Annotated in this window: 14 protein-coding genes; 11 read left to right on the top strand and 3 right to left on the bottom strand. The window is 70.0% G+C overall.

Translation table 11 applies throughout. The features are described 5' to 3' along the window. The first annotated feature begins 40 nt into the window (after window positions 1–40). Window positions 41–592 carry an RNA polymerase sigma factor gene (locus tag BN1701_RS28800; RefSeq protein WP_054053991.1) on the top strand — a complete coding sequence of 184 codons (552 nt, stop codon included), beginning with the start codon at window positions 41–43 and terminating at the stop codon, window positions 590–592. Next, window positions 585–1,547: a hypothetical protein gene (locus BN1701_RS28795; protein ID WP_054053989.1), complete on the top strand. Its 963-nt coding sequence runs from the start codon at window positions 585–587 to the stop codon at window positions 1,545–1,547. The genes BN1701_RS28800 and BN1701_RS28795 overlap by 8 nt, the downstream gene beginning before the upstream one ends. A gap of 160 nt (window positions 1,548–1,707) precedes the next feature. Here BN1701_RS28795 and radA read toward each other — a convergent pair whose 3' ends face one another. Continuing rightward, window positions 1,708–3,081: a DNA repair protein RadA gene (gene radA / locus BN1701_RS28790; RefSeq protein WP_054053987.1), complete on the bottom strand. Its 1,374-nt coding sequence runs from the start codon at window positions 3,079–3,081 to the stop codon at window positions 1,708–1,710. Window positions 3,082–3,112: 31 nt separating this feature from the next. After that, a complete protein-coding gene (locus tag BN1701_RS28785) occupies window positions 3,113–3,808 on the bottom strand; it encodes a hypothetical protein (protein ID WP_054053985.1) in 696 nt (231 codons plus the stop codon). 304 nt (window positions 3,809–4,112) lie between these two features. On the opposite strand from BN1701_RS28785, the gene BN1701_RS28780 reads away from it, so the two are divergent. From BN1701_RS28780 to rlmB, 6 genes are all read left to right on the top strand, one after another. Then, a complete protein-coding gene (locus BN1701_RS28780; protein ID WP_054053984.1) occupies window positions 4,113–4,604 on the top strand; it encodes a CarD family transcriptional regulator in 492 nt (163 codons plus the stop codon). Window positions 4,605–4,781: 177 nt separating this feature from the next. Beyond that, window positions 4,782–5,528, top strand: a complete 747-nt coding sequence (gene ispD, locus BN1701_RS28775; protein WP_082860118.1) for a 2-C-methyl-D-erythritol 4-phosphate cytidylyltransferase — start codon at window positions 4,782–4,784, stop codon at window positions 5,526–5,528. Then, window positions 5,525–5,992 carry a 2-C-methyl-D-erythritol 2,4-cyclodiphosphate synthase gene (gene ispF / locus BN1701_RS28770; protein WP_054053982.1) on the top strand — a complete coding sequence of 156 codons (468 nt, stop codon included), beginning with the start codon at window positions 5,525–5,527 and terminating at the stop codon, window positions 5,990–5,992. The genes ispD and ispF overlap by 4 nt, the downstream gene beginning before the upstream one ends. Window positions 5,993–6,074: 82 nt before the next feature. Then, window positions 6,075–6,755, top strand: a complete 681-nt coding sequence (locus BN1701_RS28765; RefSeq protein WP_054053980.1) for an HAD family hydrolase — start codon at window positions 6,075–6,077, stop codon at window positions 6,753–6,755. Window positions 6,756–6,809: 54 nt separating this feature from the next. Next, window positions 6,810–8,198 (top strand): cysteine--tRNA ligase, encoded by a 1,389-nt coding sequence (gene cysS, locus BN1701_RS28760; RefSeq protein WP_054053978.1) that lies wholly within the window; start codon window positions 6,810–6,812, stop codon window positions 8,196–8,198. 1 nt (window position 8,199) lies between these two features. Continuing rightward, the gene (gene rlmB / locus BN1701_RS28755) at window positions 8,200–9,150 is read left to right on the top strand and encodes a 23S rRNA (guanosine(2251)-2'-O)-methyltransferase RlmB (protein WP_054053976.1); all 951 of its coding nucleotides are present in this window, start codon (window positions 8,200–8,202) and stop codon (window positions 9,148–9,150) included. A gap of 1 nt (window position 9,151) precedes the next feature. On the opposite strand, the gene BN1701_RS28750 is transcribed toward rlmB, so the two are convergent. Further along, the gene (locus BN1701_RS28750; RefSeq protein WP_157368274.1) at window positions 9,152–9,388 is read right to left on the bottom strand and encodes a hypothetical protein; all 237 of its coding nucleotides are present in this window, start codon (window positions 9,386–9,388) and stop codon (window positions 9,152–9,154) included. 79 nt (window positions 9,389–9,467) lie between these two features. On the opposite strand from BN1701_RS28750, the gene BN1701_RS28745 reads away from it, so the two are divergent. The 3 genes from BN1701_RS28745 (at window position 9,468) to BN1701_RS28735 (ending at window position 12,933) form a co-directional block, all read left to right on the top strand. Next, complete coding sequence (locus BN1701_RS28745; protein ID WP_054053972.1) at window positions 9,468–10,901, top strand: MBOAT family protein; 1,434 nt, start codon at window positions 9,468–9,470, stop codon at window positions 10,899–10,901. 46 nt (window positions 10,902–10,947) lie between these two features. Next, window positions 10,948–11,520, top strand: a complete 573-nt coding sequence (locus BN1701_RS28740) for a hypothetical protein (protein WP_054053970.1) — start codon at window positions 10,948–10,950, stop codon at window positions 11,518–11,520. A 186-nt stretch (window positions 11,521–11,706) separates the two neighbouring features. Further along, complete coding sequence (locus tag BN1701_RS28735; RefSeq protein WP_157368273.1) at window positions 11,707–12,933, top strand: DUF445 domain-containing protein; 1,227 nt, start codon at window positions 11,707–11,709, stop codon at window positions 12,931–12,933. The last annotated feature ends 76 nt before the right edge of the window (window positions 12,934–13,009 follow it).

Genomic DNA, 13,009 nt, shown 5'->3' with positions numbered 1-13,009 from the left:
GGAACGCTCGCCGGGGCGACGGGCAAGTACAGGTGTGACGATGGCGAGCACCACCTCGGGGGACCGGCCGGACCTGACCGGTCCACACGGCGCGGCCGCGCTCACCGACCTCTACGACGCCCACGCCCGCGACCTGCACCGCTACCTGGCCCGCAGACTCGACCCGGCGACCGCCGACGACCTGGTCGCCGAGACGTTCCTGATCGCCTGGGAACGCCGCGACGCCTACCGGCCGGACCTGGGCGAGGCCCGCGCGTGGCTGTTCGGCATCGCCACCAACCTGTGCCGCCGCCATGGCCGCCGCGAGGTCCGCCACCTGCGCGCCATGGCCCGCAGCGCGTCCGCCGAGACCCACGACCCCACCGACTCGACCGACGCCCGCGTCGACGCCCAAGCCCAGGTCAGCCGACTCGCGGGCGCCATCGCCGACCTGCGCGACGTCGAACGCGATGTCCTGCTGCTGGTCGCGTGGGCCGGGCTGGCGCCGGTTGAGGTGGCCACGGCGCTGGAGGTCAAGGTCGCCACCGTCCGCACCCGCCTGCACCGCGCCCGCACCACCCTGCGCGCCCACCTGGAGTCCCCCGATGCCTGACCTCGACGACCTCCTGACGAACCTCCGCGCCGCCGTGCCCTCGATGACCGACGAAGCGTTCGCCGATGGCCGCGCGCGGCTGCTGGCCGCCACCGAACCCCGGGAAGCGGTGGTGACCAGGCTGGTCGACGTCCCACCCGCCGAACCTGACCGCCGCGGCCGGGTGTTCGCGCTCGCGGCGGGCATCGTGCTTGTGGCCGTGGCGGCAACCGCCGTTGTGTTCCTGCGCGGCGGCGGCACAACCCACGATGTCGGCGCCCAGCCCTCGGTCATCCGCCCCGAAGGCGGTCTGCCGCCACTGCCGTCGCAACCGCTGAACAACGCCTGGGAACTCGCGGACAAGATCCTCGACCCGACGGTGCCGTCAGGCCAGTACATCTATTACCTGATCACCACCGATCTGCCCGATAACAGGTCGAGCAGCCCGCTGGGCACGGTCAACGAGATCTGGTGGCCCGCGCTGGACGGCCAGGAGTACCTGAGCCGCACCAGCGGCAACGGCACCACCCCGACGGAGATCCGCCAGGTTCGGGGCGCTGAGATCATGGAGTACACCCTGGCGGCCACGCCCGCCGCGCAGTACGAGGCCATGCGGATTCGCTACGGCGACGCCCCGGACGCCCAGTCAACCGCCGCGAACTACCTGCTACAGCGCCTCGGCTCGCCGCTGGCGAGCGCGCACGAGCGCAAGCTGATCTTGGAGACCGTCAGCTACCTGCCGGACGTCGAATTCCACCGGCTCGCGCACACCACGAAACAGGCCGACGCCACCGCGATCAGCATCGTCACCAAGAGTGGGGCCGTCCGCTCGACGTATTACTTCGATCCCGGCACCGGCAGGCTCGTCGAGGTCCAGTACTCGACCCAGGACAGGGCCACTGGCACGCCCATCCGGTCCGGCGCGATCTGGTACGCCGAGCCGGTGATCGTGCGGGACCTCGGCGTGACGCCTTAGGGCGTGTCCTGTGGATCATGGTGGGTGGGATCCGTGATCCGCTTGGTTCCTGGGCGTGCCGCGGGGACGGTCGCGTACTGGTTGTCCGTGGCCGTTCCCGCGGTGCGGCCAGGGGCCAAGCGGGCGCGGATACCGCCCGCCATGATCCGCAGGACATGCCCTAGGGGCGCAGGACCTGCAGGTTGCTCATCGCCGAGCCCAGGTCCGGCACAACGCGCACCTGCATGCCGTCGGGCACGTCGCCGCAGTCCGGCGGGATGAGGGCCTTGGTGAACCCCAGCCGCATCGCCTCGGCCAGGCGGGTGCGCACCCCGCTCACCCGGCGCACCTCGCCCGCCAGGCCCACCTCGCCCACAACCACCAAGTCGTTGGGCAGCGCGACGTCACGCGCCGCGGTGGCGACCGACAGGGCGATGGCAAGGTCGGCGGCGGGCTCGGTGATCTTCATGCCGCCGACCGTGGCCACGAACACGTCCGCGTCGCCCAGCTTCACGCCGCCGCGGCGCTCGAGGACGGCCAGGATCATCGCGATCCGGGACGAGTCGAGGCCGCTGACCGCGCGGCGGGGAGTGCCCAGGGCCGACTTCGACACTAGCGCCTGCACCTCGCCGACCATGGGCCGCTTGCCGTCGACCGCGACCGTGACCGCGGTGCCCGCCACCGCCGTCTCACGCTTGTTGAGGAACAGGCCGGACGGGTCGGTCACCCCGACGATGCCGCTCTCGACCAGCTCGAAGCAGCCGACCTCGTCGGCCGCGCCGAAGCGGTTCTTCACCCCGCGCAGCAGGCGCAGGGTCGAATGGCGGTCGCCCTCGAAGTGCAGGACCACGTCGACCAGGTGTTCCAGGACCCGCGGGCCCGCGATCGAGCCGTCCTTGGTGACGTGGCCGACCAGCAGCACCGGCAGCCCGCGCTCCTTGGCCACCGCCACGAGCGCGGCCGTCACGGCCCGAACCTGGGTGACGCCGCCGGGGGTGCCGTCGACCTCGGGCGAGCCCATGGTCTGCACCGAGTCGACCACCAGCAGGCCGGGTTTGACCGCGTCCACGTGGCCGAGCAGGGCCGAGACGTCGCTCTCGGCGGCCAGGTACATCGACGCGTGCACGTTGCCGGTGCGCTCGGCGCGCAGCCGGACCTGGCCCGCGGACTCCTCACCGGTCACATACAGCGTCGGCCCGTACTCGCCGTCGCGCGCCGCCCAGCGGTAGGCGACCTCCAGCAGCAAGGTCGACTTGCCCACGCCGGGCTCACCTGCCAGCAGGACCACCGCGCCGGGGACCAACCCGCCGCCGAGTACCCGGTCCAGCTCGGAGACTCCGGTGCGCCGCGCCTTGGCCGACTCGACGTCGACCTCGGCGATCGGGCGCGCGGGCGAGCTGGGCAACCCGGCGGTGATCTTGACTAGCGCCGCGCGGGGGACACCCACCTCGGCGAGCGTGCCCCACGCCTGACACTCGGGACAACGCCCGACCCACTTCGGGACGCCGTGGCCGCACTCGGAACAGCGGTAACTCGGCTTCGCAGGTTTGGCCACGAGATCAAGCTAGCGGCCCACCCCGACAGATCTAATGGTCCGCCGCGCCGCGAGGAGCGTTCGGGGAGCCGATGGGGAGTTCGACGGTGATCGAGCCCGCCTTGGCGAAGACGAAGGTGACCGGGATCAGGCGACCCGGGTACAGCTTCTCCTTGAGCCCGACGAGGATGATCTTGAGCTTGCCGACCTCGACCTTGGCCGCGGGCTTGGTCGTCGGGGCGGCGGAGGTGGCGTGCGCCTCGCTCGTCGGGTGGGCCGACGCGGAGCCGGACGGCGTGGCCGAGCCGGACGGGGTGGCGGTGGGGGTCGGCGTCGGGGCGGCTGACGAGTGCGCCTCCACCTTGGCCTCCTCGCCCGGGGTGCCGACCTTCAGCGCCGCGACGCCGGGCAGGTTCTTGTCACCGACCAGTTCGACCTCGTCCGCGAACGGCGTGCTGACCTCGACCAGCTGGTCGGCGGCGGCGGCGGAGTTCACGATGGTGAGGATGAGCGGGGCGTCGGCGTGCTCGGGGTAGAACCCACCGTGCGGGTAGGCGAGCACGGCGTCGCGCACGGCCAGGTTTCCGACCTGCGACATGGCGCCGTTGACAGCCGGCAATTGGGAATCGGTCTGGGTGATCTGCCCGGCACTGCAGCCGACGGCACTCAGGACGGCGGCCAGGCTGAGTCCCAGCGCGGCCGGGGCGAGGCGCAGCCGTCCGGTCGAGTTCTGCTGTGCACGACTCACGAGAGCTCCTGCGTCTGGTGCGGACAATCCAACTGTCGAGCGGAAGCGTAGCCGGGACAACGAATCGCGCTCACGTGTGGTCGGACACCCCGATCAACGCCCGGCCACAATCACGTCCACAGTGGATCTATTCGCGCCGGGATCACCATCACCCGAAATAAGGGTTGAGTACAGACACGCGCGACTTGTCAACCCCCGTCCATCGCATCATCTGCCCGCTGACCTGCGAAGACCCACACCGCTCCCCTCTCGTGAACAAGGGAGCACGTGTTAAGATGACCGTAGCGAAAGGGGCAGAGGACACATGGTTTTCAAGGTCGGAGAGACCGTCGTCTACCCGCACCACGGTGCCGCACTCATCGAAGCGATCGAGACCCGCGTGATCAAGGGCGAGGAAAAGCAGTACCTCGTCCTCAAGGTCGCGCAGGGTGACCTCACGGTTCGCGTCCCCGCAGACAACGCCGAGATCGTCGGCGTGCGGGATGTCGTGGGTCAAGAGGGCCTCAACCGCGTCTTCGATGTCCTGCGTGCTCCCCACACCGAGGAGCCGACCAACTGGTCGCGTCGGTACAAGGCCAACCTCGAGAAGCTCGCCTCCGGCGACGTGAACAAGGTGGCCGAAGTGGTGCGAGACCTCTGGCGGCGGGAGAAGGATCGAGGTCTGTCCGCTGGCGAGAAGCGGATGCTGGCCAAGGCTCGGCAGATACTGGTCAGCGAGCTAGCGCTGGCCGAAGGCACCGACGAAGACAAGGCTGAGGTCCTGCTCGACGAGGTCCTGGCAACCGCCACAGTCTGACCGCACGTCCGACCGGGCCACTCCCGGAAGCCCGATTGAGACCTGCATGACATCCCCAAGCGTGCCGAGGCGGCAGTTCGGCTCCGGCGCCCCGAGTGATGGCCGTGGCCGTCGCGCGGGGCTCGGTCATGGCTCCGAACTGTCGTCTCGATGTGCGTGCGTCTCGCGGTGCCCGGTATGAGTGTTGTCGCGCTCGTGCCCGCCGCCGGGCGCGGCGAACGTCTCGGCGCCGCTGTGCCCAAGGCGCTTGTCGAGGTGCGCGGGGAACCGCTGCTCATCCATGCCGTGCGTGGCCTGCTCGACGCGGGCCGGGTGCGCCATGTCGTCGTCGCGGCCCCGGCCAACCTGGTCGACGCCACCGCCAAGCTGCTGGCCGACGCGGGCCTGGCCGCCGACGTCGTCGCGGGCGGCGCGGACCGGACCGCCTCGGTCGGGCTGGCCCTGCGGCACGCGCTCGGCGTGATTCCCGACACGAGTGTGGTGCTGGTGCACGACGCCGCCCGCGCGTTCACTCCCCCTTCGGTCATCCGCGCCGTGGTCGACGCCGTCGAGGCGGGCGCCCGCGCGGTGATCCCGGTGCTGCCGATGGCCGACACGGTCAAGCAGGTCGACGCCGACGGCGTGGTGGTCGCCACGCCGGACCGGTCCGCGCTGCGGATTGTCCAGACGCCCCAAGGGTTCGACACCGCGACGCTGGTCGCCGCGCACGCGCTGGCGGACTCCGCGACCGACGACGCCGGACTGGTCGAGCGGCTTGGCGTTCCGGTCGCGACCGTGCCCGGCCACGCCTATGCGATGAAAATCACAACGCCATTCGATCTCGTCGTCGCCGAAGCGATCGTCCTACAAACCGAACGTTCACTTGTTGAACAATCCTACGATCGACCGGGCGCGGCGCGGCAAGCCGCAGAGGAGGGGTCGTGAGAGTCGGCATCGGCACCGATGTCCACCCGATCGAGGCTGGTCGCGACTGCTGGGTCGCCGGGCTCCGGTGGGACGGCGTCGACGGCTGCGCGGGCCACTCCGACGGCGACGTCGCCGCCCACGCCCTGTGCGACGCGCTGCTGTCGGCCGCGGGACTCGGCGACCTTGGCGCGGTGTTCGGCACCGGCGACCCGCGCTGGGCGGGCGCGTCCGGGGTGACCCTGCTGGCCGAGGTGCGCACTCGGCTGCGCGCCGAGGGCTGGCAGGTGGGCAACGCCGCGGTGCAGGTCATCGGCAACGAACCCAAGATCGGCAAGCGGCGCGCGGAGGCCCAGCGGGTGCTGTCCGACGCGGTCGGCGGCCCGGTATCGGTCTCTGGGACCACGACGGACGGCCTGGGCCTGACGGGTCGTGGTGAGGGCATCGCCGCCGTCGCCACCGCGCTGATCATCGAGATCCAGTAAAGTCGGTGCCGACCACGGCAACCAGGTCACCGAGCGGGCCCGGTCGCTGGACCAAGACCGTGCACCCAGGGGAGGCGGCCAAGTGCGTGGCGTCCTCCTGGACTTCTCCGGCACCCTCTTCCGCCTTGAGCTGGGTGCCGCCTGGGTTCGCGGGCTGACCAACGCCGACGGCACCCCGGTCACCGAGGCCCAGCAGGCCCAACTGCTCGCCGTGTTCACCGCGGGCCCGTCGAAGCACCTGCCCGCCGAGTTCCGCGCCGACTGGCACCGCCGCGACCTCGACGCCGACACCCATCGCACCGTCTACCTGGCCGCCATGCGCGCGGCGGGCATGGACATCGGCCCCGGCGTCGCCGAGACGCTCTACGACCGCGTGCAGCACCCCGACTCGTGGCAGCCCTACCCGGACACCGTCGCCGCCCTCACGGCGCTGAGAGCCGCGGGCATCCCGGTGGCGGTGGTCAGCAATATCGCGTGGGAGATCGAGCCGGTCTTCGCCCACCACGGTGCGGCCGATCTGGTCGACACCTATGTCCTGTCCTTCGTCGAGGGCGTCATGAAGCCCGACGCGAAGATCTTCCAGACCGCCTGCGAGCGCATCGGCGTCGCGCCGGAGCACGCCCTGATGATCGGCGACGACCTGTCGGCCGACGCGGGCGCGACCGCACTGGGTTGTCGGTTCGAGCGGGTGGAGCCGCAGGCGACGCAGGTGCGCCACGACGCGCTGCTGACCGCGCTGCGAACACACGGGCTCGCCGCCTGAGCAGCGGCCCGTACCATTTCCCGTAAGCTTTGACATTCCCCACAGGAGAACACCGTGTCCCTGCACATCTTCGACAGCGCCACCCGTGGCCTGCGTGAGTTCACCCCCCTGAAAGCCGGGGCGGCCTCGATCTATGTGTGCGGCGCGACAGTGCAGGGGATCCCCCACATCGGACACGTGCGCAGCGGCCTCAACTTCGACGTGCTGCGCCGCTGGCTCACCCACCAGGGCAGCGACGTCACGCTGGTGCGCAACGTCACCGACATCGAGGACAAGATCCTGAAGAAGGCCGCCGCCGCGGGCAGGCCGTGGTGGGAGTGGGCGGCCACCCACGAACGCGCCTTCGACGAGGCCTACGCCGTGCTGGGCTGCGAGCCGCCGACGATCCAGCCGCGCGCGACCGGGCACATCACCCAGATGGTCGAGCTGATGCAGCGACTGATCGACGCGGGTCACGCCTACGCGGCCAAGGGTGACGTGTACTTCTCGGTGCCGTCGTACCCCGCCTACGGCGAGCTGTCCGGGCAGAAGCTCGACGACTGGAACCAGGGCGAGTCGGTGGCCGACGGCAAGCGCGACCACCACGACTTCACGCTGTGGAAGGGCGCCAAGCCCGGTGAGCCTTCGTGGCCGTCGCCGTGGGGCGCGGGCAGGCCGGGCTGGCACCTGGAGTGCTCGGCCATGGCCTCGATGTACCTCGGGCCGCGGTTCGACATCCACGGCGGCGGTCTCGACCTGGTCTTCCCGCACCACGAGAACGAGCAGGCCCAGTCCCGCGCGGCCGGTGACGGCTTCACGAACTACTGGATGCACAACGCGTGGGTCACCATGAGCGGCGAGAAGATGTCGAAGTCGCTTGGCAACGTGGTGTCGATCCCGGAGATGATCAACCGGGTCCGGCCGCAGGAGCTGCGGTACTACCTGGTCGGCCCGCACTACCGGTCGATGATCGAGTACTCGGAGCCCGCGCTGGAGGAGTCGGTGCGCGCCTACCAGCGCGTCGAGTCCTTCCTTCGCAAGATCACCCAGCGCACCGGGACCGTTGAGGTCGGCGCGGCCAGCGATGAGTTCGTCGCCGCGATGGACGCCGACCTGGCCACCCCCACCGCGCTCGCCGCCGTGCACAACGCGGTACGCGTCGGCAACACCGCGCTGGACGACGGCGATGACGCCGCCGCCCGCGAGGCCGCCGCCGCCGTGCGCGGGATGACCGACATCCTCGGCCTGGACCCGTTGTCCGACAGGTGGTCCGACCGGTCCACTATGGACAACGGGCTGCGCGCGGCGGTCGCCGCGCTGGTCGAGGATCTGCTCGATGAGCGCCAGCGTGCGCGGGCGAACAAGGACTTCGCCCTCGCCGACGCCATTCGAGACCGCCTGCTCAACGCGGGCGTCGCCGTCGAGGACACCCCCGGCGGTCCGCTGTGGACAGTGAAGGACTGACGTGGCAGGCAATTCCAGGCGCCAAGGCGCGATGCGCAAGCCGGGCTCCAAGAAGGGTGCCGTCGTCGGCTCCGGCGGACAGCGACGCAAGGCGTTGGAGGGCAAGGGACCCACGCCCAAGGCCGAGGAGCGCCCCGGCCACCACGCGTATCGCAAGGCCAACGCCCAGACCCGGCGCGACCAGGGCAAGTCGAAGGACCGCCCGACCAACGAGATCGTCGCGGGCCGCAACCCCGTAGTGGAGTGCCTGCGCGCGCAGATCCCGGCCACCGCGCTGTACGTGGCGCTGGGAATCGACGCCGACGACCGGGTCGCCGACGCCGTGCGCATGGCCGCCGACCGGGGCATCTCGGTGCTGGAGGTCTCCCGCCCCGAACTCGACCGCCTCACCGGCGGCGCGATGCACCAGGGCCTCGGCCTGCAGGTGCCGCCGTTCGAGTACGCCCACCCGGACGACCTGCTGGAGACCGTCGGCGACGAGCCGCCGCTGATCGTGGCCCTCGACGGTGTCACCGACCCGCGCAACCTCGGTGCCGTCATCCGCTCCGCGGCCGCGTTCGGCGCCAACGGCGTCCTGCTCCCCCAGCGCCGCAGCGCGGGCATCACGGCCGTGGCGTGGCGCACGAGCGCGGGCACCGCGGCCAAGATTCCGGTGGCCATCGCGACCAACCTGACCCGCGAGCTGCGCGACCTGGCGAGCCAGGGCCTGATGATCATCGGCCTGGACGCCGACGGCACCATGGAACTCGACAACCTGACCCTGGCGACGTCGCCGCTGGTCGTGGTCGTGGGCTCCGAGGGCCGGGGCCTGTCCCGCCTGGTCCGCGAGGCTTGCGACGCCACGGTGTCCATCCCGATGTCCGCGGGCGTCGACTCCCTCAACGCCTCTGTCGCGGCCGGTGTGGTCCTGGCCGAGGTGGCCCGCCGCCGCCGAGCGGCGGGCCGCGTCTGACCTACGGCGCGACGGAGAAGTAAGTAGTACGTCTCCTCGGAACCACCCGGGCGCCGACCGGGGCGTCCGGGCCGGTCTTGGTCTCGTGGACGGCGCGGCTGTCGGTGTAGGACCAGGTCTTCGGCGTGACAGTCTCGCTCGCGGCGGTGGCCGCCGACGCGGTGGCCACCGCGTCGGCGACAGCGGACAGGATGACCAACCCCTTCAGGGCGCGTCTGAGCCCCGTGTTCGATTTCATCACCGGAAACCGACATTCGGGGCCGGTTGATACGAGGTCGGCTAAGGTCTTGGCGATTGCCGGTCGAGGGGGCAAGAAAGTGTCGTTCGCCAGTCCGTTGTTCCTGTGGTTCTTCACGCCGATCGTGCTGGCGGGCGTGCTGCTGGCGCCGAGACACTGGCGCAACGGGATCATCGCGGCGGCCAGCCTGCTGTTCTACGCCGCGGGTGCCGGACCGACGACCTTGCTGCTGCTGGTCTGCATGGCCGTGAACTTCCTCGTCGGCCCGTACCTGGAAGCCGACGAGTGGGACACGAACCGGCGGCGCCGGTGGCGGGTGCTGGTGGCGGTGGTCGCCTTCGACGTCGCGGTGCTGGTGGTGTGGAAGTACGCGGGGTTCGCCACCGAACAGTTGGCAGGCTTCGCCAGGCTGCTCGGCGGGGACTTCCCGGTGGTCCACCTGCTGCTGCCGATCGGCATCTCGTTCTACACGTTCCACCACATCTCATATGTGGTCGACATCTACCGCGGCGAACGCCCCGCGCTGCGCAAGCCGGTCGCGTTCATCACCTACATCGCGATGTTCCCGCAGTTGGTGGCGGGCCCGATCGTGCGCTACCGGGAGATCGCCGATCAACTCCCCCAGGTCCGCACCCACCGCCTCGACGACGTCGCGTCCGGCTTCCCGCGCTTCGCGCTGGGGCTGTGCAAGAAGGTCATCATCGCCGACTCGCTGAGCCCGCTGGTCCAGCAGTGCTTCGCCACCCCGGCCGACCAGATGACCTTCGCCGTGGCCTGGCTCGGCGCGATCGCGTACACATTGCAGCTGTACTTCGACTTCTCCGGCTACTCGGACATGGCCATCGGCCTTGGCCGCATGCTCGGGTTCCGGCTGCCGGAGAATTTCGCCCGCCCGTATTCCTCGGTCACCATCACCGAGTTCTGGCGCCGCTGGCACATGTCCCTGTCCCGCTGGTTCCGCGACTACGTCTACATCCCCCTCGGCGGCAACCGCGCGGGCGCGGCCAAGACCTACCGAAACCTCTGCGCTGTCTTCATCCTGACCGGCCTCTGGCACGGCGCCAACTGGACTTTCCTGGTGTGGGGCGCCTTCCACGGCGCGCTGCTGATCGTCGAACGCGGCTACGGCCTCGACCAGACCCCCACCGACCCGATCCGCCGCTACGCCCGCCGCGCGCTGACGATCGTCCTGGTCGTCGTCGGCTGGGTCCTCTTCCGCGCCGCCGACCTCGGCTCGGCCCTGGTCATGATCGGCCACATGCTCCTGCCCGATTTCCAAGGACTGACCGACCAGGTCGACGCGGCCCTGGGCAACCAGGTCCTCGTCGTGCTCCTGGTCGCCCTGGTGATCATGGTGATGCCCGCGAGCCCCGTCACCGGCCCGCTGCTGGAGTCCTCACGCGGCCGCATGGCCACGGCGCTGCGGGTGGCGGTCATGGGGCCGGGCCTGCTGTGGGCGACGATTCTGGTGGCTACCGGCACGTTCAGCCCGTTCTTGTATTACCAATTCTGAGAGCCAATCCAGGTGCTTTACTCACGGGCGAACCTGGGGAGAACACTTGTACCGCATCGTCGCCGGAATTGTCAGTGTGACCGCGGTGGCCGCGCTCGCGGTGGCCATGGCTGGGAACTCCGTCGCGGGGGTGGCGAACCCGATCGGCGACAGCGAACTCATGGCGGCGACCCTGGCGGTGTGCGACTTCCCCGGCACGAAGATCCGCCCGGGCGCGATGGTCCGGGACATCACAGGCGGGTTCTCCGTGGCCGCGACCGCCGCGGACGGCAGCCTGGGCTTCTGCACGAACAGCTTCAACGGGAACACCCTCCGCTCGATACAAACGGAACCGCCCGAACCGGCCGACGCCAAGATCGGCCGCACCCACGGGCACGGCTTGGGCCTACCCGACGCCCCAATCGGCTATACCGCGGTCGGATACGCGGCTCCGGATGTCGCGCGCGTGGAGATCCTGATGCCGGACGGCACGGTGGTGACCGCGGCGACGCGTGCGGGGACCTTCGCCTACACCGTCCGGGGATTCGACCTCGACACCGTGCGGACCACGAACGGCCGCGCGTTCGACACCGCGGGCGGCCTCGTCTACGAAGGCCCGATCTACCAAATGACGCCCTGACCGCCACGCCGGACCACCGCACCGTCGGAAGTCCGCCTGCGTGGTCCAGCGGTCTTCCGGGTCGTGGCCTACCGCGGCGGCGGGTACACGCTCGGCATCAGCTAACCCTGGCTGGGTTTCGCTGGTCACCCGTTCGGCGCGGTGGTCAGCGTGCGATGCTCAGCCTCGAGACGAGGAGGGGCACAGGTGGACTGGCACGCCATCGCGGAGGACTTCGTCGCGCACTGGCATGTCTACGTGTCCATGCCGTTCATCGCCGCGATCATCGGCTACATCACCAAGCGCGCGGCCATCGAGATGATGTACGAGCCGGTGGAGTTCGTCGGGGTCGGGTTCGTCGGATGGCAGGGGGTCATCCCGCGCAACGCGCACCGCATGGCGAGCGTGGCCATGGAGCTGATGACGACCAACCTGATCGACCCGAAGGAGATCTTCGCCCGGCTGGACCCGAAGAAGGTCGCCGCCGAGCTGCGCGAGCCGATCGAGCTGGCCGTCGACGAGATCACCAGGGAGCTGCTGGCCCAGTACCAGCCGAACCTGTGGGAGCTGATGCCCGACCGGGCCCAGCGGCTCGTGCTCGACCGCGTGCGCGCCGAGGCGCCGCGGATGGTCGAGAAGCTGATGGCGGAGCTGGCCGACAACATCGAGGACGTGCTCGACGTCAAGGACATGGCGGTGCGCAACCTGGTGCGCGACAAGGCCATGCTCAACCGGCTGATCCGCGACACCGCCAAGCCGGAGATGCGGTTCATCGCGCTGTCGGGCATCTACTTCGGCTTCGTCATCGGCCTGGTCCAACTCGTCACCTGGGCACTGACGAAGAACCCGTGGGTGATGCCGATCTTCGGCGGGCTCACCGGCTGGCTGACCGACTGGCTCGCGCTCAAGATGATCTTCTTCCCCCGGCAGGAGAGGAAGTTCCTCGGCGTCGGCTGGCAGGGCATGTTTCAGAAACGGCGGATGGAGGTCGCCCGCGACTACGGCGACCTCATCGCCAAGGAGATCCTGACCGTCCACAATGTCCTGGAGGCGATCCTCACCGGGCCCAAGTCCGACCGCCTCTACGCGATGATCCAGCGCGAGGTCCAGCGGTCGATCGACAGCCAGATCAGCGTGGTGAAGCCGTTCGTCGTGGCCGCCGTCGGCCCCCGCCGCTACCAGGAGATGAAGCACGCCGCGGCGCGCAAGGCCATCGAGCGGATGCCCGACACCGTGCGGCACGTGGAGGCCTACGCGACCGACGCGCTCGACATCCGCAACACGATCATCAAACAGATCCAGCAGCTCACCCCGCTGCAGTACGAGGGCCTGCTGCGACCCGCGTTCAAACAGGACGAGTGGAAGCTGATCGCCGTCGGCGCGATCATCGGCTTCCTGGTCGGCGAGCTGCAAGTCCTGCTGATCTTGCACTGAGCTAATCTACCTGCCAGTAGCCGAGGAGGGTCGCGTGATCCAGGACTTCGCGGCCCAATGGCCGGTCTACGTCTCG

Origin of the sequence: Alloactinosynnema sp. L-07 (assembly GCF_900070365.1) — a bacterium.
GTDB lineage: Bacteria > Actinomycetota > Actinomycetes > Mycobacteriales > Pseudonocardiaceae > Actinokineospora.
Note: the sequence above shows the minus strand (reverse complement) of the source record. Positions and strands in the feature narration are given on the sequence as shown.

Excerpts from the sequence above, each read along its gene's own strand:
- BN1701_RS28800 (WP_054053991.1), top strand. The coding sequence starts at position 41 with ATGGCGAGCACCACCTCGGGGGACCGGCCGGACCTGACCGGTCCACAC.
- BN1701_RS28795 (WP_054053989.1), top strand. The coding sequence starts at position 585 with ATGCCTGACCTCGACGACCTCCTGACGAACCTCCGCGCCGCCGTGCCC.
- BN1701_RS28780 (WP_054053984.1), top strand. The coding sequence starts at position 4,113 with ATGGTTTTCAAGGTCGGAGAGACCGTCGTCTACCCGCACCACGGTGCC.
- ispD (WP_082860118.1), top strand. The coding sequence starts at position 4,782 with ATGAGTGTTGTCGCGCTCGTGCCCGCCGCCGGGCGCGGCGAACGTCTC.
- BN1701_RS28750 (WP_157368274.1), bottom strand. The coding sequence starts at position 9,388 with ATGAAATCGAACACGGGGCTCAGACGCGCCCTGAAGGGGTTGGTCATC.